Origin of the sequence: Williamsia muralis, assembly GCF_002735905.1 — a bacterium.
Classification (GTDB): domain Bacteria; phylum Actinomycetota; class Actinomycetes; order Mycobacteriales; family Mycobacteriaceae; genus Williamsia; species Williamsia muralis_A.
This window is the reverse complement of record NZ_PEBD01000008.1, coordinates 489,734-509,054: the sequence shown is the minus strand read 5'-3', so window position 1 is coordinate 509,054 and position 19,321 is coordinate 489,734. Positions and strand designations below refer to the sequence as shown.

Below are 19,321 nucleotides of genomic sequence, written 5' to 3'. Positions count from 1 at the left end.
GATGACCGTCAAACCCTCTCTGAACAGCAGTTACAACCATCCGTGTCGCTGAGCAATCTGAGCGGCTTCGGCCCGCGTACCCGCTCCTGTCTTGCCGATCGCACTCGACAGGTAGTTGCGGACCGTGCCCGGGGACAGATGTACCCGGGACGCGATGACCGCGACCGTCGCTCCGCCGAGTGCACTGCGGAGGACGTCCTGCTCACGCTCGGTGAGCGGGTTCTGTCCGGTGGTGAGGCTCTCGGTGGCCAGGGTGGGGTCGATCACGCGGAGGCCGGCATGAACCCTCCGCACCGCATCGGCGAGTTCGGCCGCCGGCGTGTCCTTCACGACAAATCCCGAAGCTCCCGCTTCGATCGCCCGGCGCAGATATCCGGGTCGGCCGAACGTGGTGACGATCAGACAGCGCACCTGCGGGAGTTCACGGCGCAGTGCTTCGGCCGCCTCGATGCCGTCGGCTCCTGGCATCTCGATGTCGAGCAGGCAGACATCGACCTCGGCGTCGCGGGCATGTTCCACGACCTCGTCACCGCGCCCCACCTGAGCGACCACCCGCAGGTCGGATTCGAGGTCGAGCAGGGCCGCCAGGGCACCCCTCACGAGCGCCTGATCGTCCGCGAGCAGCAGCCGGATCTCGGTCATGGCACCAACACTCGCAGTTCGGTGCCATGGTCGCCGCCGAGGGTCAGGGTGCCGCCCGCGGCCTGGACCCGTTCACGAAGACCGCGGAGCCCGTTGCCCGACACCGAACCGTCGAGCCCGACCCCGTCGTCGACGATGTCGATCGCGTTGGGCTGCAAACGCACTCGGCAGGTAGTCGCTCCGGAATGACGTACGACGTTGGTGATCGCCTCACGCAGTACCCATGCGAACAACACCCGGTTCTCCGGTGCGGCGACGGTGGCGTCACCAGGTAGATCGGCAGCGATCCGGGTAGCCGTGAGGGCCGTGTCGGCGGCCAGCAGTTCGGTCGCCAGATCCGGCGATCGCAGGCCCCCCACGGTGGTGCGGACCTCGGCGAGGGCTTCGCGCGAAATGCGGTGCAGGTCGGCGAGTTCGGCTCTCGCCGCCGTCGGATCGACGTCCATCAACCGACCCGCGAGCTCGGACTTGACCGTCATCACCGTCAGCGAATGCCCGAGGATGTCATGGACGTCTCGAGCGACGCGCTCTCGCTCGGCGACGATGGCCAATTGCTCGTCGAGCCCACGCTTCACCGCTTCGGACTCCTCACGCAGCTCTTCGCGGGCGCGCAAGATCCTCACCGCGAGCACGGTCGGGCCGACGACCAACAGCATCACCACGACTCCGGTGTCGAGCTCCCAGCCGTCGACGATCTCTGGCATCACCACCGCGGAACCGGTGAGGAACACGAAGATGGCCACCGCCGCCGGTATTGCGAATGACAGTGCGGCGACGGCCATCAGGTAGGGGGCCAGCGCGAACACCTCTTGGTCGAGAGTGACCGTTGTCGCCGCGGCCACCACGGCGAGCGCGACGAACGCCACCGGCGCTGCCCGTCTCCGGTTCGAGTGCCGGGACGTCCCGAACAGCACGTAGACGCATGTGAGGAGGTACCCGACCGCGAAACCGCCGAGCAGGACCAGGGTGTAGACCCGTTCCGCCGTGCTCATGGTGTTCGACCTGATCACGGTCAAAACGGGATAGGCGAGGAAGAACAACCACACAGCGGCGAAGGCCCAGCGCAGATCGCGCCATGCGGTGAACCGGCCGGAGATGGCGGACAACGCGCTCCCGTTCTACTCGATGTGTCTACTCACCGGGCTCGCGAGCCCACTTCGGGACGATGAACACCCCGCGTGCCTCGGCGGTGACACCGTCCTGGTCGGACAGGGTGCCCACGACGTAGGTCTTGATTCCCTCGATCCGATCGATCCAGGCGTCGGCACGCACCGGACCCAGCGGGGTCGCCCGCAGGTACTTCACCTCGATGGTGCCCGTGAACTTCGTCCGCTTGCCGTGGCTCGAGGTCTCTCCCAGTATGTGGTCGAGAACCATCGCGCACACGCCGCCATGCACCATTCCCGGCGGACCCTCATAAGCGGCGCCGAGGTGGAACTCAGACCAGGCCTCGCCCTCCCGGTCGTGGTGGATCTTCAACGGGGGCGCCAGGGCATTGCGGACTCCGACGACGGCGTTCCCCCACGGCATCGACAACCCCGAGGGCGTTATCCGGACACCGTAGGAACCGTCGATCTGCTGGGTCCTCAGCTGGGCGGTGGCCTGCTCGATCTGCGACTGAACCGTGCGTACGGTCTCCTCGTCGACCGTCGTACGGATCGTCGCGTCCACGAGGTCTCGTACCGCCACCGCGAGCGGCTCGAAGACCCCGCGCAACCGCGCGATCTCGTCATCGCTCAGATCTTCCTGCAGAAATTGCACCATCAGAGAACTAGAACACGTTTCCGTTTTCGATGTCCACCATCGATGGGCGCCGCCTGCGGGTTACACGCTGGTGTCGGTCTCGTACTTCGTCAGGCCGGGAGCACCGGCAAGCAGCGGGCCGAGCTCGGTGATGGCACCCGGACCTGCCCGGAACTCGCGGTAGGCAGCATCGTGCTTCTCCGATTCCCAACGCTCCACGATCATCCAGTGATTCGGATCAGCACTGTCGACCAGCACCTCGACCCCCTCGCACCCGTCGAACGCACGTGTGTCGGCGAGAACCTTTGTCATGAGCTCCTTGGCGTCTGACAGGGCTTCGGGCTTGAAGGTCACTTCGAGCAGGGCGGTCAACGACATCGCGGTCTCCGATTTCTGTGCACTGATGGTGTCCTGATCAAACTACTCACCGGCGCGCAGTGCTCCGCCGATAACAGCGAACTGCGGCGAACCCGAAGACAGCTGCCCAGACCACGACGTTCAGCACACAGACCCACAGCGAGATGTGCTCGCCGTAGACGGTGTCGCCGCCGGTCATCGGGTAGCCCGCCAGCGTACTCACGCCGAACATCGGGGTGGACATCGAGAGCGTCAGCATCGCGCCCTTGAGCGGCACAAATAAGTTGCCGGCGAAAGCCAGCAGCGTCAGAACCCCGCCGAGCACCTGAGTCGCCCCGTCCGATCGAAGTGCACCAACTGCCAGGCCGAATGCCGCGAACACCCCGGAGCCCAGCCACCCCAGCACCACACACGACACCCACTGGCCTGCCGGTGCGCTGGCTCCGGTGACCAGGCCGACCGCAGAGAGCAGGACCAAGGGCATCGCCGCGACCGCAAGGGCCACCGTCACCTTCGACATCACATATCCCAGCGGTGTCAGCGGCGTCATACGCAGGGTCCTCGTCCACCCGGCCTGCTGCTCGGAGGCCACCGAGGCCGCGGTGGTGGTTGTCGCGAGGATCGCGCCATAGATTCCCATGTGCACCATGACGTAGGCCGCGGTGTCGGCACTGCCGATCCGGCCGCTGCCGTAGTCGGTGGTGGCCCCGAAGATCACGTACATCAGCGTCGGGATGGCCAGGGTGAAGATCATTGCCCGCCGGTTGCGCAGCACTCGCCGCAGGTCGAGGCGTATGTACGTGGTCGTGAAGCCCCGGAGGGGCGACGCGATGTGAGTGTCGGTCAGGGTGGTCACAGGGTGATCCTTTCGGGGGTCCGGTCGTGGTCCGAGGTGAGTGCGACAAATGCGTCTTCGAGGTTGCGCGAGCCGATTTCGACATCGCGCGCAGCTGTCTGCGTGAGAAGGAAGCGCGCCAGGTCATCTGACTCGTCAGTGCGAAAAATAATCCGTCCGCCCCGCTCTCCGACCTCGGCGAGATCTCCGAACGCGGCCTGCGTCCGGGCGACATCGCACGTCGACATCAACGCCGAGACGCTGCGTCCACCGGCCTGCGCACGAATACTCGCAACCGAACCGTCCGCGACTATGCGCCCGTTGGTCACCATCACGATGCGGTCGGCGAAAGCATCCGCTTCCTCGAGATAATGCGTGGCGAACACCACGGTGCGGCCCCGGCGCGCATCAGCACGCATAGTCGCCCAGAAGGATCGTCGAGACTCCACGTCCATTCCTGCCGTCGGTTCGTCCAGCACGATGAGGTCCGGGTCGGGCAACAGGGCCAGCGCGAACTTGAGTCGTTGCTGTTCGCCACCAGAGCATTTCGAGACCTTGCGGTCAGCGATCCCGGTCAGCTGCGCGCGCTCGATGACCTCCGCGGCCGCGGCAGCGTCGCCGAACGTTCCTGCGACGATGCGGACGGTCTCGGCGACGGTGAAGTCGGGAAGCAACCCGCCTGTCTGCAGCACCGCAGCAATCCGTCCGTCGCCGGCGGCCGTCACCGCGTTCTGGCCGAAGATGCTGACCGTTCCCGAATCGGGTGTCGAGAGTCCCAGCATCATGTCGATGGTTGTGGTCTTACCTGCGCCATTGGGCCCTAGAAACGCGACCATCTCGCCGGCCGCGATACGGAGATCGATGCCGTCCACGGCGCGCACAGGCCCGCCCGCCGAGTCGAATGTCTTTGTCAATCCGCTCAGTTCGAGCGCCATTGTGTTCATGGTTTACAGCCTGCGCGCCACCGCGGTCCGTCACCCACGGCTAATGTCACGAGATCGGCATGACAGATGTCATCTGGGCAGGAGGTCGATCCCGTTGTCCGACACGGTCGTCCGAATCGGACCGGCGCTGGCCATCGCTGTGGTGCTGTTGGCCGTCGTGGCGGTCGCGGTCACTTATCTGGGCCGCACCGGGCACGAACGCGCCGTGGCCTGGTCGTCGGTGCGTGCGGCCGTTCAGCTCGGTCTGCTGGCGGTGGTGCTGGGACTGCTGGTCCGCCACATCTGGTTGTCCGCCGGATTCGTAATGCTGATGGCTCTGGTGGCCGCCTGGACGGCGGCGGGCCGGGTGATCGGCCGTCGTCCGACGGTGTCCGAGACCGCCCGACTACTGCTGCCGGTCGCCGCACCATCAGTTGTGGTGGTGAGCGCATTGATTGTCGTGGGCGTGCTACCGGCAACCGGTCTCGCGCTGATACCCAGCGCCGGCATCATGATCGGCGGCGCGATGAACACCACCTCGTTGACTGGCCGCCGCGCCCTCGACGAACTGACGTCGCGACGCGGTGAGGTGGAGGCCGCGATGTCGCTCGGGCTGTCGAATCATCAGGCGCGGATGGAGATCTGTCGCACCGCTGCGTCCACTGCCCTGATCCCCGCCCTCGACCAGACCCGGACGGTCGGGTTGGTCACCATTCCCGGCGCGTTCGTGGGAATGGTGCTGGGCGGCGCGTCCACCACCGATGCCGCTGTGATGCAGCTCTTCGTGCTCATCTCCATCCTGGCGGTGAGCTCGTGCGCGATGGTGGCGACCACCGATCTGGTCGCGCGGGGTCTGCTCGTGGCAGGCAGGCGCGCGGCGAAGACAGCGCACACCCGGTGAGGGCGGTCAGTCCTCGCGGTACTCGTCTTCCAACGGTGCGGTCACCACTTGTCCCTGTTCCTGGACGTCGGCCGGATCCGCGTCGAGCGGCCCACTGCCACCGGCGTCTTCGGCGACGTCGGCCTGCTCAGGGTCCACGTCCTGCTGCTGCTCGAGCACATCTTCGACGGGCTGGATATCGCTTGGCTCTCCGATCTCGGTCATGGAATTCCCCTACCCCGTCGATGGTGCGAAAAAACCCTCGGCCGGAAATTTCTCGAACTGCCTGAAGGGGCGCGGATGCAGCGACGATTCACCGCCGCTCGGCCGCCCATTCGGTCACGTAGTCGCGAAACCGTCTGGCAACCGGAGTCATCGCGCGGTCGCGATGCCAGATCAGCCCGACGTCGCGCGAACTGCGGTCACCGGTCAGTGGGAGCAGGGTGAGGCCCGCGGGCAACTGCGGGTTGTCCTCGACCGGTATCACCGCAACCCCGAGGCCCGCGGCCACGAAGCCTGCGACCGTCCCCAGCTCGGTGGCCTCGAAGGTGATCTGAGGCCGGAAGTCCGCCTCAGCGCACAGCTCCTCCAGGATCCGTCGCATGCCGAACGTCGGCCCCATCGCGACGAACGACTCGTCGCGCACCTCGGTCATGGCGATCTCGTCACGGACCGCAAACGGATGGTCGGCGGGTACCGCGAGGGCCAGGCGCTGACGCATGATCGGCGCCCACCCCACATCGTTGCTCCGTGGTCGCGGCGACACGATGGCGAGGTCGGCCGGCCCCGCGACCACCCGGTCGAGAATGGCTTCGGCCGCTCCCTGGGTGAGGGTGAAGGCGACCCGGGGCGACATCCGGCGCCGGAACTCCCCGATCAGGGTCGGCACCAGCCAGACCCCGAAAGAGTGCAGGAACCCCAGGTCGATGGACCCTTCGACCGGGCCGGCTCGGTCGGCGATCTCGTGGCGGGCGGCGTCCATCTCGGCGACGGCCCGGCGCAGATGCCCTAGGTAGATCTGCCCATAGGCGTTGAGCCTGAGCCGCTTGGCGTGCCGGTCGAACAATTCCACCCCGAGCTCTCGTTCGAGCCTGCCGAGCATCCGCGACAACGTGGGTTGCGTCAGATGCAGCTTGCGAGCGGCCGCGGACGTGTTCTCGAGTTCCGCGAGGGTGATGAACCAGGCGTCGACCATGCGAGCCTCCTTATGCGTTGGATGCATTAGAACGCATCAAATGATTCATTTCCACTCGATACCCACTGGTGGAAACCTGGGTTCGGTGACCCGCTCGCCGATCAGCCCTACCCTTCCGGTCCCGCCCCGCGCCGGATATCGGACCGGCGAGCGCGGCTACCGCAGAACTGCGTTCGCGCTGTTCACCGCAGGGATGGCGACGTTCATGACGCTGTACTACGTGCAGGGTCTGCTGCCGATGTTCTCGGACCACTACGGGGTTTCGCCGGCCGTCTCGGCTCTGGCCGTCTCCGTCACCACAGGTCTTCTCGCCGTGGCGATCGTGCCCGCCAGCGTGCTGTCGGAGCGGTTCGGCAGAGTGCGGGTGATGACCGTGTCGGCAGTATCGGCAGCTGCGCTGGGCGTGGTGCTGCCGTGGAGCCCGACGTTCGAACTGTTGCTGGCGGGACGCGCAGTCCAGGGAATGCTCTGCGCAGGAGTTCCCGCGGTGGCCATGGCCTACCTCGCCGAGGAGATCGACGCCCGATCGCTGGGCACTGCGATGGGGATCTACGTCTCCGGCACCACGATCGGAGGCCTGACAGGGCGCCTGATCCCCACCCTCGTGGTCGACTTCGCGGCATGGCAGTGGGCGCTGGAGGTTGCCTCCGCCGTTGCGCTTGTGTTCGCAGCGATGTTCTCGCGCTTGGTGCCGCCGTCCAAAGAATTTCGGCCACAACCGATCTCGCCGAGGCGGACGCTGCAGAACCTCGCCATCCACCTGCGCGACGTCCCGCTCCTGTGTTTGTTCGGACTCGCGTTTGTGCTGATGGGCGGGTTCGTCACGGTGTACAACTTTCTCGGTTACCGCCTGCTCGCAGACCCGTTCGATCTGCCGGCAGTTCTGGCCGGACTGGTGTTCATGCTCTATCTCGCGGGAACCGCATCCTCGGCCGTGGCGGGCAGTTTGTCGGATTCCTGGGGACGAGAACGCGTGCTGGTGACCGCGATGTGCGTGATGGTGGCCGGGTTGGCGGTCAGCGTTCCCGATTGGCTGCCAACGGTTCTGGCAGGCACTTTCCTCTTCACCGCCGGGTTCTTCGCGGCTCATTCGGTGGCCAGCGGGTGGGTCGGTGCCCGGGCCACCGATCACCGAGCCGAGGCCTCCTCGCTCTATCTGCTCGGTTATTACCTCGGGAGTTCGATCGTCGGGGCCTGTGGTGGAGTCGCGTTCGCGATGGGAGGCTGGATCGGCCTGGCCGGCTACGTGGCAGCGTTTCTGATCGCCGGGGCCGGGCTGATCGCAGTCCTGCTGCGGTCGATCACCGGGCCTGCGGTCATCGGCGAAACCGCCTGAGCTCATCGAGAGCTGACCTAGACTCGGGGAGCCATCGGAATGTCTTCGCCCTAGGAGCTCACCCAACATGCCCGACGAGAGCAGCGCGGTTGTATTCGTTCTATTCGGTGCCACAGGCGATCTCGCCAAACGCATGGTGTTGCCGTCCTTCTACGAGTTGGCCCGCGAAGGGTTGCTCCCCGAGACGTGGGCGCTGATCGGCAACGGACGCGGCCATCGTTCCGACGACGAGTTCCGCGACCACGTGCGGCAGTCGGTCACGACGTTCGATGCGGCACCCGACGAGACCCAGTGGGCCGATTTCTCGAAGAACGTCCGATTCGCCGGAGGCGGTTTCTCCGTGGACGACCCGGGGGATCTGCCCGGCGTCATCGACGACCTCCGTGGACAACTCGGCGACGAGATTCAGTTGGTCCACTACATCGCGCTGCCGCCGACGACCTTCTCCGACTACACGGCCGCTCTCGGGGCACACGGTCTCGCCGACGGCGCACGCGTGGTGTACGAAAAGCCTTTCGGCACTTCACCGGACGACTTCCGGAAGCTCGATGTCGCCGTGCACGACGTGTTCGATGAAAAGCAGGTCTACCGGATCGACCACTTCCTGGGTAAGGAGAGCACCCAGAATCTGCATGTGCTCCGGTTCGCCAACGGCATGGTGTCCGGCGTGTGGAACCGGGAGCACGTCGAGCAGGTCCAGATCGACATTCCCGAGACGTTGGACATCGACGACCGGGCGGTCTTCTACGACGCCACCGGGGCGTTCCTCGACATGGTGGTGACACACCTGTTCCAGGTCGCCGCGGAGGTTGCGATGGAGCCGCCGCTGAGCCTGGACGCCGACGATCTGCAGGGCGCCCGCGAGTCGGTGATCGCCGCCTTCCGCCCGCTTGATCCGGCCGAGGTGGTCTACGGCCAATACGAAGGTTTCCGGGACACCGAAGGTATTGCCGACGACTCGCAGACGGAGACATTTGTGGCGGCACGCATGTGGGTCGACACCGACCGCTGGCGCGGAGTGCCGTTCGTGATGCGCACGGGCAAGATGCTCAACCGCAGTGCCCAGCGCGTCAGCCTCGTGTTCCGTCGCCCTGACGGGCCGATCAAACATCTCCCACCGGAGGGCACCGTGCTCACCTTCGACCTCAAGGGGGACGGATCGATCGACATGGCGATGACCGTGAAGGAACCGGGCTCGGGCACTTCGCTGTCCGTCGGACACATGTCGCTCCCCCTCGACAGCGTCGCAGACGGCCTCGCCCCGTACTCACGGCTGATCCTCGACGTCTTACGCGGTGATCGCTCCCTGTTCACCAGACCGGACGGTTTGGCACACGTCTGGGAGGTCGCGGCCCCTGTTCTCGACAATCCTCCTGTGCCACAGCCTTATTCTCCGGGTTCGGCAGGCCCGGGTGCTGCTGACCAACTCGTCGGACCCTGCGGGTGGATCTTCGACTGACGCGTGATGCTCCCACCACTGCACGGTGCGAGCGGGCACGTGGTTCCGTAGGCGGCATTTGCACTATGCCAACGGATTTCGGCGGCAGAAGGCCTACTGTTGACGCGCCGTGATCGGTGGGGTTACATCCGACTATGACCTACGACACACTGATCCGCCGGGGTCGGTGGTTCGATGGCACCGGCGCCCCTTCTTCCATCGCCGATATCGGCATCCGGGACGGACGGATTGTCGCGGTCAGCGCCCAGCCGCTGGATCCGGCCGACTGCCGCACCGTGATCGACGCGACCGGCCGATGGGTGCTGCCCGGCATGGTCGACATCCACACCCACTACGACGTCGAGGTTCTCGGCGGGCCGGCGTTGAGCGAGTCGCTGCGGCATGGCGTGACCACCGTTCTGCTGGGTTCGTGTTCACTGTCGACGATCCACATCGGAGCCGAGGTGGCCGGCGATCTCTTCGGCCGAGTCGAGGCGATCCCGCGGCGTCACGTGATCGCCAACGTCGACAGCCGCAAGAACTGGCGCAGCGCCGCCGAGTACGTCGACGCGCTCGAATCGCTTCCCCTGGGGCCCAACCTCGCCGCGTTCATCGGACACTCGGACATGCGGGCGGCAACGATGGGCCTCGACCGGGCGACACGCAAAGAGGTGGCCCCCGAACCCGAAGAGCTCCTCCGCATGGAGAAGATGCTCAACGAGGCCCTGGACGCCGGCTTCGTCGGAATGTCCTCGCAGCAGCTGCTTTTCGACAAGCTCGACGGAGAGGTGTGCCGTTCTCGCACACTGCCTTCCACCTACGCCAAGGCGCCAGAACTCCGTCGGCTGGGTGCCATACTGCGCACCCGCAATCGGGTTCTGCAGACCGGACCCGACATCTCACGGCCATGGAACGTGCTCTCCCAGGCCTTCGGCTCCCTGGGCCTCTGGCGACGTCGCCAACTCAAGACCAGCCTGCTCTCGGCGGCCGACATCAAGGCTCGCCCCGAGGTCATCCACGCGATGGGGCCGATTGCGCGGTTCATCAACAAGCTCGGCGGGAACTTCCGTTGGCAACACCTCCCGGTCCCCTTCGAGGTCTATGCGGACGGAATCGACCTGGCGGTGTTCGAGGAGTTCGGTTCGGGCGCGGCAGCTCTGCATCTGCAGACCGAGGTCGACCGCAACGAGCTGATGCAGAACGAGGACTACCGGCGCGCGTTCCGCAAGGACTACGGGCGCAAGTACGGCCCGCAGGTGTGGCACCGCGACTTCTTCGACGCCGAGATCGTCGAATGCCCCGACACCTCGGTGGTCGGCAAGTCGTTCGGCCAAGTCGGTGTCGACCGCGGTGGACTGCACCCCGTCGACGCGTTCCTCGATCTCGTCGTCGAGCACGGCAATCAACTACGTTGGCGCACAACAATTTCCAACCACCGTCCCGAGCTCCTCAAGAAGCTTGCGGTGGAACCGGGCGTTCAGCTGGGTTTCTCCGATGCCGGCGCCCATCTGCGCAACATGGCGTTCTACAACTTTGGGCTCCGGCTGTTGCGCCATGTTCATTCGGCGGCAGAAGCCGGCACCCCGTTCATGACGATCGAACACGCGGTGCACCGGCTCACCGGTGAGCTCGCCGACTGGTATGACATCGATGCCGGGCACCTGCGCATCGGCGACCGGGCAGACCTCCTCATACTCGACCCCGACCACCTCGACGAACAACTCGATGCCTACAGCGAATCAAGGCTCGAGCAGTTCGGCGGTCTGTCACGAATGGTGAACCGCAACGACGAGACCGTGTCCGCCGTGATGGTCAACGGCGAGCTCATGTTCGAGAAGGGTTCACCCACACCAGTTCTCGGTAAACGACGGGTTGGGCGCTTTCTACGCACCCGAACCGGTGACAGCCCGGCTCCGTCGCCGCACGATCGATCCGCACATCCAACACCCCAAGAGGTATGAGTGACAAGCACCAGTGAATCCGTAGTTCTCGGCCTGTGGGCCGCGCTGAGCCGACGCGACTGGGAGGCCATCAAGGGTTTCGTGTCCGACGACTGCATATACGTCGACATGCCGGTGGGTCCTACAGCTGCCGCGCGAGGGCCCGAGGACATCGTCAAGCGCCTGAAGATCGGCCTGGAGAGCCTGGCCGACTACGTCAACCATGACGGCTTACTGGTGGAGAACGGTCAGGACGTGATGTACGAACACACCGAGACCTGGACCTGGCCCACCGGCGAAACCGCGACCCTGGCTTTTGTGACCGTGCACAAGGTGATCGATGGACGCATCACCCTGTGGAAGGACTACTGGGACTTTGGTGGCCTGGCCAATCACGCGCCGCCGAACTGGGTGGAGAACTTCAGTTCGGCCGACATGTCGTGGATGTACGACGCCACCGGCGTCATCTGAGTCGGCCCAGAGCCGCGCCACCCGGCGTCGGCGTGTCGTTGGCGCGCGGCAAATATGGATCACGAAGGCCGGCGAATAACTCGGACATGGTGTCCAATTATCCTTAATCACAGATGTTTTAGTGTTGATGATCACGGGCATACGTTCGGTGGAGCTGCATTTGCGACTGCAAATCGCCGCTCAATCCGAGCACCACTAGGAGACACCGTGACCATTTCCAGCAATCAAGTGAGCAAACTTTCCAGCGGCGGCGGAAACGTCGTGTCCGCGAGCGGCGGCAAGATCGGCAGTATCGGCCAGATCTACCTCGACAACCAGACCGATGAGCCCACGTGGGTGACCGTCAAGACGGGCCTGTTCGGCACATCCGAGTCGTTTGCCCCTCTCGCCGATGCGACCGTCCAGGGCAACGACATCGCCATCAGCTACGACAAAGACAAGATCAAGGACGCGCCGCGGGTCGACCCTGACGGGAGCCTGTCACCGGCCGAGGAGGACCGGCTCTACGAGTACTACGGCCTCGCAGGAACGGGCGGCGGCGGCGATGCGGGCCACGTCGGTACCGCGGACAACACAACCGGCACCGGTGGTTCCGGCAAAGGAGTTGTCGGACATGATACTTCGGGTCCCACCACGGACGATGCGATGACCGTCTCCGAGGAGAAGGTCCGCGTCGGGACCACCCAGCAGGAGACCGGCCGTGCGCGACTGCGCAAGTACGTCGTCACCGAGAACGTCACCAAGACGGTGCCGGTCAGCCACGAAGAGATACGTATCGAGCGCGAACCGATCACCGACGCCAACCGCGGCGCCGCCCATGACGGTCCCGCCATCAGCGAGGAAGAGCACGAGGTGGTCCTCCACAGCGAGGTGCCCGTGGTGGAGAAGGACGTCGAAGCTGTCGAACGTGTCCGGCTGAACACCGAGACGGTGTCCGACGAGGCGACGGTCACCGACGAGGTTCGCAAAGAGCGCGTGGAGATCGACGAAGACGGCAAGAAGCACTAGCCGTCCGGCTCACGCCGCCATTTCCGGGAAGGGGAATGGCGGCGCAGCCTGTCACGGCCGTTGATTCCGGGCGGCCTTCTCGACGATGGCAGCGATGCGCTTGGACTTGGTCTCCGGGCGCTTGGCAAAGGCGATCTGCGAGAGGCCCAGCTTACGAGCGCTGGGCGGGAACGCATCCCAGTTTTCGCGGGCAACCGGATCGACATCGAGAGCTGTTGCCAGTTCGGGTGATTCGATCAACGCCTCGGCATCGTCGAGCAGGTTCCACAGCCCGCGGGATTTGGCGTCGTCGATGACCGCTTGTCCTGGAGGTCGCATCCGACCCTGAGCGATCAGGTCGGCAACCCGCGCCTTGTTCGACGTCGCCCACGCACTGTCGCGTCCCCTGCGCGTGAACCACATGCCACGGCGGTGGTCGTCGATCGCCCGGGTGTGACCGTCGATCCATCCCCAACAGAGTGCTTCACGAACGGCTTCGTCGTAGTCGAGTGGTGGGTGACCGGATCCCTTGCGCCAGAACACGAGCCACACGCCCGACGAGGTGGCGTGATTGTCTGCCAACCACCTGGCCCATTCGGCAAGATCCGCCGGATGCAGCTGGGGCGCCTGGATGTCAGCCATGCCGGTAGCGTAGCGCCGGTGCCATCTGCGGTCCGCTGAACGCGAAACGCCCGCCCCGGTCATCTCCTTCAGTGGCGGCCGTCAGAGATGTCCGGAGCGGGCGGGGTGACCCTGATCGGGTCAGCCGACCTCTGCGCCGCGCAGGGGTGGAGCGGCGTCGAGATCGGAGTTCTCATCAGCGGTGAATGCTCTCGAACGGGAGAGGAACCGGACACCCTCGGGCGCCTCGAGGCTGAACCCGGCACCACGCCCGGGGACGACATCGAGGATCAGCTGGGTGTGTTTCCACAGTTCGAACTGGTCACCGTTGATCCATACCCGTACCGCGGGTAGGGGTTCGGGCAGGTCGAGCGTTCCGACCAGCACATCACGACTGCCGACGCGGAACTCTCCGGCGGGGTAACACATCGGGGCCGATCCATCGCAGCATCCACCGGACTGGTGGATCATGAGGCCGCCGTGGAGCTCCGACAGCTTGGTCAGGAGCTCCACGGCGGAGTCAGTTGCGACGACCCGTTCCGGTGCAGTCATCACACACTCACTTCCTGATGAAATCTGTTGTCACGCTTGAGGAAAAGCTTCGATCAGAAGAAGCCCTTGGCCTGTTGAGCGTAACCCACCAGCAGGTTCTTGGTCTGCTGGTAGTGCTCGAGCATCATCAGGTGGTTCTCGCGGCCGATGCCGGACTGCTTGTAGCCGCCGAAGGCCGCGTGAGCCGGGTAGTCGTGGTAGGTGTTGGTCCACACCCGACCGGCCTGGATCTCACGGCCTGCGCGGTAGGCGGTGGCACCGTCGCGGGTCCACACCCCGGCACCGAGTCCGTACAGGGTGTCGTTCGCGATCTGCATGGCGTCGGCATAGTCGGAGAACTTGGTGACAGCGAGGACCGGGCCGAAGATCTCCTCCTGGAAGATGCGCATCCGGTTCGTGCCGGCGAAGATGGTGGGCTTGATGTAGTAGCCGCCGGCCAGATCGCCCTCCAATTCGAGGGGCTCACCACCGGTGAGAACCTTGGCTCCCTCCTCCTTACCGATCGACAGGTACGAGGTGATCTTCTCGAACTGGTCGTTGGACGCCTGGGCGCCCATCATGCTGTCGGTGTCGAGCGGGTTGCCCTGCTTGATCTTCTTCGTGCGTTCCACCGCGAGGTCGATGAAGTCGTCGTAGATCGAGTCCTGGATCAGGGCACGGCTGGGGCACGTGCACACCTCGCCCTGGTTCAGGGCGAACATCGTGAAGCCTTCGAGCGCGCGGTCGCGGAAGCCGTCGTCCTGTGCCATGACGTCCGCGAAGAAAATGTTCGGGCTCTTGCCACCGAGTTCGAGGGTCACCGGGATGATGTTCTCCGACGCGTACTGCATGATCAGCCGGCCCGTGGTGGTCTCGCCGGTGAACGCGATCTTGCGGATCCGGTTGCTCGAGGCCAGCGGCTTGCCCGCTTCGACACCGAATCCGTTGACGATGTTCAGCACGCCGGCCGGTAGCAGGTCGGCGATCAGGCTCATCAGGTAGAGGATCGAAGCCGGCGTCTGCTCGGCGGGCTTGAGCACCACCGCGTTTCCGGCGGCCAGCGCGGGAGCGAGCTTCCAGACGGCCATCAGGATCGGGAAGTTCCACGGGATGATCTGGCCGACAACGCCGAGGGGCTCGTGGAAGTGGTAGGCCACCGTGTCTTCGTCGATCTCGGAGATCGACCCCTGTTGGGCGCGAAGCGCTCCCGCGAAGTATCGGATGTGGTCGATCGCCAGCGGGATGTCAGCCGCCAGGGTCTCGCGAACGGCCTTGCCGTTGTCCCATGACTCCGCGACAGCCAGCTTCTCGAGGTTCTCCTCCATGCGGTCTGCGATCCGCAGCAGCGTCAGCGACCGCTCGGCAACCGAGGTACGACCCCACATCGGGGCGGCCTTGTGGGCTGCGTCGAGGGCCAGATCGATGTCCTCGGATGTGGACCGGGCGACCTCGCAGAACGTCTTGCCGTTGACGGGCGACGGATTCTCGAAGTACTGGCCCTTGACCGGTGCTGTCCATTGGCCACCGATCCAGTTCTCGTAGCGCGACTCAAAACTCATCACTGCGTCGGATGTTCCGGGATTGGCGTAAACGGTCATGATGCTCCTCTGTTACCTGTGGTGGCCCTCGTGACCCGCCCCCGCAGGGCGGCCACGTGTGACTTAAGGCACACAGTACGAGTCGCCGCGTTGCATCCGGGTTGCAACAGGCGACTGGTTTTCTCGGAACCGTTGTTCGTGGGAGCACCTCCCACGGCGGGATTCATAACGCTGGGTTCGGTCAGCCCCCACCTCAGCGGTGAGCGTCGACAATCCGCACGAGTTTGCCGCCGGAATTCCGAACCGGAGGCTCGCGTATGACGTCGACACTCACTGTCGACAGCCCGGACTTGACCAAGATTTCGGTCAGTCGCCGGCGGGTGTCTTGTGCGACGACCTCCGCATCGTGATCGGCTTCCACTGAAATGCGAGCGGTCAAGTGCATCGGTGAGTCTCGAACCACCTGCCAGAGGGCGACACCGGGCGTTTCATCGAACGTCACGCTGATCACGGTCGGCGAGATCCCTCGGAGTCGCCCGGCAGCCGTGAAGTTCAACAGCTCACCCGAGCGTCCCACCACGTCAAACGCGGGTAGCGGGTTACCGCAAGGGCACGGGTCGGGTCGCATCACGATGGAGTCACCGAGGTCATATCGGATGATCGGTTGGACCCGCCGGAAGAGGTTGGTGAGCAGAACAGTATGCGACTGCGTGCCGGGCGGTACCGGATTGTATTCGGCATCAACAGGTTCCAGGATCACCCAGTCGGCGTTGAGATGGTGCCACCGCTGCGAGCACCGCGCCGAGATGAACATGCACTCATTCGACACATAGCGATCGATTATCTGCGCGTGTGGCCACGCGCGTTGCATCAGCTGTAGCGCCTCAGCGGTGATGGTCTCTGAAAATGGCAGCACCACCGCAGGATTGATGGAAAGTCGACCGGCCAACTGCTCGCGTGCGAGTAGTACCACGACAGACGCGTACGAGCTGATACAGGCTGGATCGAACCGTGTGAGCTGCTCGGCCAACGTGTCGATCGGGTCGAACACGGACATGAACCGAACCCGCGAGTCCGCACCTGCGACCGTCCGACTCGAGTAGAAGGCGGCGCCCATATGGTGGCCCTTGAGATTGATGATGAGTGCGGTTCGCATTCTCTTGGCCAGCAGTCGAACCATTGCGGTCGGTGGCGGTCGGCGATTGCGAACTCCCAACGCTGCGGCGACCGTCACCGCCGATTCCTCCGTGACGAACAGCCCGGTCACCCCAGACGTGCCGGAGGACTCACTGCAGAGGTACTCACCGAGGAACCGCTGCCCTACGTTGCCGGTGTCGGCAATGAACTCGTCGATGGCCGCGCGGGTGACCGCACGATCGGTGCACCACTCGTCGAACCGATCGAGCAGCATGGGTTTCGTGGTGGCCGGCAGGCCCTGCAGGGTCACCCGATTGTCGATGTCGGCATACAGCTCGGAGAACAGCGGTGACAGCGTGCGAGACCGGTCGACCAGTGATGACAAACGCCGAGTCACCCGCGCATCGAGATCGGCGTCCGGGCGCGACGCTCGGCGCGCATCCCGGCGAAGCCACTGCCGGCCCCGGTCGACATCCTCGACCCCATCCTGGGCAAACCCGTCATGCATCGGCTCAGCCTGGCAGAGAGTCATCAGCATTGCCGAGCGTTCGGGATTCCTGAGCCGAGTTTTCGATACGACACCGTTCCGTTTCGTGCTACCGTCCACCAGTGCCATCCATCAACGCCGCGGAGGAAGCCCGTCGAGGGCGACCTCGGGATCCGAGCCGGGACGAAGCGATCATCGATGCGGTGGTCGAGGTTCTCGTCCGCGACGGTTACGACCGCCTGACCATGGAAGGCGTCGCCACCGCGGCAGGCGTCGGCAAGGCCACCGTCTACCGCCGGTGGGCCAACAAGGCCGAGCTCGTCATCGACACGATGGCGACGCTCAAGCCTGCCATCGACGCGATAGACACCGGCACCCTCGAAGGCGACATCGAAAAGATGATCGCCATCTCCTGCAATCCGTATTCACAGCGGCTGTTGCGGGTGATGGTGAGCATCTGTTCCGCCCTTCCCCGTGAGCCCGAGCTTCTCGAGGCGTTCCGAACCCGCTTCACCGAGCCGCGCATCGCCCGCATGACCGAGATGCTCGAACGCGCGCGGCGCCGAGGTGAACTCAAAACCGACATCGACGTGGCCATGGCCGCGAGCCTGTTGCCCTCGCTGATGCTGCAGCGTGCACTCACGACAGGCCAGCCCGCCGGCCGCGCTTACGCTGAGAAAGTTGTTGGCAGCGTGCTACTTCCGGTGCTGGGGCTCCCCCGGCGAACCATATCCACCGCCCAGAAGGACAGCCATGACTGAAGCGCCACCCACACCCGCGACCCGCAACGGCGGCATCGCCCTCGCCGTGATCTGCGTCGCGCAGCTCATGGTGGTGCTCGATGCCACCGTGGTGAATGTCGCGCTGCCCAGCATCCGCGACGACCTCGACTTCTCGGCGGCCAACCTCACCTGGGTTGTCACCGCCTACTCGCTCGCGTTCGGCGGGCTCCTACTCTTCGGCGGACGCACCGGCGATCTGTTCGGCCGCCGGCGGATGTTCATGATCGGCATCGCGCTCTTCGCGGTTGCATCGCTTGTCGGCGGATTCGCCACCAGCGAGATGATGCTGATCATCGCCCGCGCCGCTCAGGGCGCCGGTGGTGCCATCGCCGCGCCCACCGCTCTTGCCCTGCTGGCCACCACGTTCACCGAGCCGAAGGCACGAGCTCGTGCCTTCGGCGTGTTCGCGGCCATGGCCGCATCGGGCGGGGCACTGGGTCTGCTGCTCGGAGGCGTGCTGACCGACTTCGCCAGCTGGCGATGGGCTTTGTTCATCAACGCCCCGATCGGTGCGATCGTGCTACTCCTGGCGCCACGCGTGCTGGGCGAGTCGCAGGGCTCAGGCACCAAACTCGATCTACCGGGTGCCATCTCCGTCACCGCCGGAATGTCGCTGCTCGTCTACGGGCTGACCAAGGCCGCGGACGACGGCTGGGGTGCGACAACAACTGTCGCGACCCTCGTGATCGCCGCAGCACTGCTGGTCGCGTTCGTGGTCATCGAACGCTTCTCCAGCCATCCGCTCATGCCGTTCCACATCTTCGGCGACCGTAACCGCACAGGTTCCTACCTGATCATGCTGTTCCTCGCGGCCGGAATGTTCACGACGTTCTACTTCTTGGCGCAATACCTGCAGAACGTGCACGGCTGGAGTCCCTTCCACACTGGCGTCGGTTTCCTGCCCATGCCGGTGACGATCATGTTCATGTCCATCGTCGTGGTCCGGCGACTCATCCCGAAGATCGGTATCCGTCCGTTCCTCACCGTCGGACCGATCCTCGCTGTCGTGGCGATGGTTCTGTTGACACAGCTCGACGCCGGCAGCAGTTACTGGTTCTTCTTCGGCTCTCTGGTTGTGTTCGGCGTGGGCATGGGTTGCAGCTTCGTGCCGCTGACACTGACTGCTGTCAATGGCGTGGCCCCACACGAAACGGGCCTGGCCTCTGCCCTGCTCAACACCGGCCAGCAGGTCGGCGGTGCGATCGGTCTCGCCGTCTTCGGCACCATTTTCGCGCATGCCGCGGCGTCTCGCGCCGACGAGCTCGGGGCCGGCGCGGGCACCGCAGGCGGTCAGGCCGACATCTTCGTGGCAGGTCAACAGCATGCCTTCCAGGCAGCCATCGTGGTGACCGTGCTCGCGCTGATCGCGTCGCTCGCGCTCATCCGCGTCAACAAGGTCGACACCCCGGCGCCCGCCGCCGAACCGGCTCTGGCGGACTGACCTCAACACACACCCGCTGGAGGCGGACCCGGGGCTC

Annotated in this window: 20 protein-coding genes; 8 read left to right on the top strand and 12 right to left on the bottom strand. The window is 65.0% G+C overall.

Translation table 11 applies throughout. The features are described from left to right. Positions 1-30: 30 nt before the first annotated feature. Genes CSW57_RS11430 through CSW57_RS11405 form a run of 6 tightly spaced genes read right to left on the bottom strand, consistent with a single transcriptional unit; the run spans position 31 to position 4,521 of the window. Entirely contained in the window at positions 31-642 is a 612-nt protein-coding gene (locus CSW57_RS11430; protein WP_099382868.1) for a response regulator transcription factor, read from the bottom strand. Continuing rightward, a complete protein-coding gene (locus CSW57_RS11425; RefSeq protein WP_099382867.1) occupies positions 639-1,748 on the bottom strand; it encodes a sensor histidine kinase in 1,110 nt (369 codons plus the stop codon). Before CSW57_RS11425 ends, CSW57_RS11430 begins: the two co-directional genes overlap by 4 nt. 25 nt (positions 1,749-1,773) lie before the next feature. Then, a complete protein-coding gene (locus tag CSW57_RS11420; protein WP_099382866.1) occupies positions 1,774-2,406 on the bottom strand; it encodes a PaaI family thioesterase in 633 nt (210 codons plus the stop codon). Between the two features lie 60 nt (positions 2,407-2,466). Continuing rightward, entirely contained in the window at positions 2,467-2,763 is a 297-nt protein-coding gene (locus CSW57_RS11415; RefSeq protein ID WP_023955154.1) for a putative quinol monooxygenase, read from the bottom strand. A 46-nt stretch (positions 2,764-2,809) separates the two neighbouring features. Then, positions 2,810-3,598, bottom strand: coding sequence for an ABC transporter (locus CSW57_RS11410; RefSeq protein ID WP_099382865.1), 789 nt, complete (start codon positions 3,596-3,598; stop codon positions 2,810-2,812). Further along, positions 3,595-4,521 carry an ABC transporter ATP-binding protein gene (locus tag CSW57_RS11405; RefSeq protein WP_099382864.1) on the bottom strand — a complete coding sequence of 309 codons (927 nt, stop codon included), beginning with the start codon at positions 4,519-4,521 and terminating at the stop codon, positions 3,595-3,597. The genes CSW57_RS11410 and CSW57_RS11405 overlap by 4 nt, the downstream gene beginning before the upstream one ends. Positions 4,522-4,615: 94 nt before the next feature. Between CSW57_RS11405 and CSW57_RS11400 the strand changes: the two genes are divergently transcribed. Beyond that, the gene (locus tag CSW57_RS11400; protein WP_223249197.1) at positions 4,616-5,401 is read left to right on the top strand and encodes an ABC transporter permease; all 786 of its coding nucleotides are present in this window, start codon (positions 4,616-4,618) and stop codon (positions 5,399-5,401) included. A gap of 6 nt (positions 5,402-5,407) precedes the next feature. Here the strand turns inward: CSW57_RS11400 and CSW57_RS11395 are convergent, their stop codons facing one another. Both CSW57_RS11395 and CSW57_RS11390 read right to left on the bottom strand, forming a co-directional pair. Next, positions 5,408-5,605 carry a hypothetical protein gene (locus tag CSW57_RS11395; protein ID WP_099382862.1) on the bottom strand — a complete coding sequence of 66 codons (198 nt, stop codon included), beginning with the start codon at positions 5,603-5,605 and terminating at the stop codon, positions 5,408-5,410. Positions 5,606-5,693: 88 nt separating this feature from the next. Beyond that, positions 5,694-6,575 (bottom strand): LysR family transcriptional regulator, encoded by an 882-nt coding sequence (locus CSW57_RS11390; RefSeq protein ID WP_099382861.1) that lies wholly within the window; start codon positions 6,573-6,575, stop codon positions 5,694-5,696. 40 nt (positions 6,576-6,615) lie between these two features. Between CSW57_RS11390 and CSW57_RS11385 the strand changes: the two genes are divergently transcribed. From CSW57_RS11385 to CSW57_RS11365, 5 genes are all read left to right on the top strand, one after another. After that, positions 6,616-7,911 (top strand): MFS transporter, encoded by a 1,296-nt coding sequence (locus CSW57_RS11385; RefSeq protein WP_099382860.1) that lies wholly within the window; start codon positions 6,616-6,618, stop codon positions 7,909-7,911. Positions 7,912-7,978: 67 nt separating this feature from the next. After that, positions 7,979-9,370 carry a glucose-6-phosphate dehydrogenase gene (locus tag CSW57_RS11380; RefSeq protein WP_099382859.1) on the top strand — a complete coding sequence of 464 codons (1,392 nt, stop codon included), beginning with the start codon at positions 7,979-7,981 and terminating at the stop codon, positions 9,368-9,370. A gap of 134 nt (positions 9,371-9,504) precedes the next feature. Then, complete coding sequence (locus CSW57_RS11375) at positions 9,505-11,310, top strand: N-acyl-D-amino-acid deacylase family protein (RefSeq protein ID WP_099382858.1); 1,806 nt, start codon at positions 9,505-9,507, stop codon at positions 11,308-11,310. Then, on the top strand, positions 11,311-11,760 hold the full coding sequence (locus CSW57_RS11370; protein WP_099382857.1) for a nuclear transport factor 2 family protein: 450 nt from the start codon (positions 11,311-11,313) through the stop codon (positions 11,758-11,760). It begins immediately after the preceding gene. 207 nt (positions 11,761-11,967) lie between these two features. After that, complete coding sequence (locus tag CSW57_RS11365; RefSeq protein WP_223249196.1) at positions 11,968-12,768, top strand: YsnF/AvaK domain-containing protein; 801 nt, start codon at positions 11,968-11,970, stop codon at positions 12,766-12,768. 51 nt (positions 12,769-12,819) lie between these two features. On the opposite strand, the gene CSW57_RS11360 is transcribed toward CSW57_RS11365, so the two are convergent. The 4 genes from CSW57_RS11360 to CSW57_RS11345 form a co-directional block, all read right to left on the bottom strand. After that, positions 12,820-13,389, bottom strand: coding sequence for a YdeI/OmpD-associated family protein (locus CSW57_RS11360; RefSeq protein ID WP_099382855.1), 570 nt, complete (start codon positions 13,387-13,389; stop codon positions 12,820-12,822). 120 nt (positions 13,390-13,509) lie between these two features. Further along, positions 13,510-13,920, bottom strand: coding sequence for a DUF779 domain-containing protein (locus CSW57_RS11355; protein ID WP_023955191.1), 411 nt, complete (start codon positions 13,918-13,920; stop codon positions 13,510-13,512). Between the two features lie 53 nt (positions 13,921-13,973). Beyond that, positions 13,974-15,497, bottom strand: coding sequence for an acetaldehyde dehydrogenase ExaC (gene exaC / locus CSW57_RS11350; RefSeq protein ID WP_023955193.1), 1,524 nt, complete (start codon positions 15,495-15,497; stop codon positions 13,974-13,976). 193 nt (positions 15,498-15,690) lie between these two features. Next, positions 15,691-17,082: a phenylacetate--CoA ligase family protein gene (locus CSW57_RS11345; RefSeq protein WP_143696520.1), complete on the bottom strand. Its 1,392-nt coding sequence runs from the start codon at positions 17,080-17,082 to the stop codon at positions 15,691-15,693. A gap of 182 nt (positions 17,083-17,264) precedes the next feature. On the opposite strand from CSW57_RS11345, the gene CSW57_RS11340 reads away from it, so the two are divergent. Beyond that, the gene (locus tag CSW57_RS11340; protein WP_143696519.1) at positions 17,265-17,822 is read left to right on the top strand and encodes a TetR/AcrR family transcriptional regulator; all 558 of its coding nucleotides are present in this window, start codon (positions 17,265-17,267) and stop codon (positions 17,820-17,822) included. Further along, entirely contained in the window at positions 17,815-19,284 is a 1,470-nt protein-coding gene (locus CSW57_RS11335; RefSeq protein WP_189339216.1) for an MFS transporter, read from the top strand. The genes CSW57_RS11340 and CSW57_RS11335 overlap by 8 nt, the downstream gene beginning before the upstream one ends. The last annotated feature ends 37 nt before the right edge of the window (positions 19,285-19,321 follow it).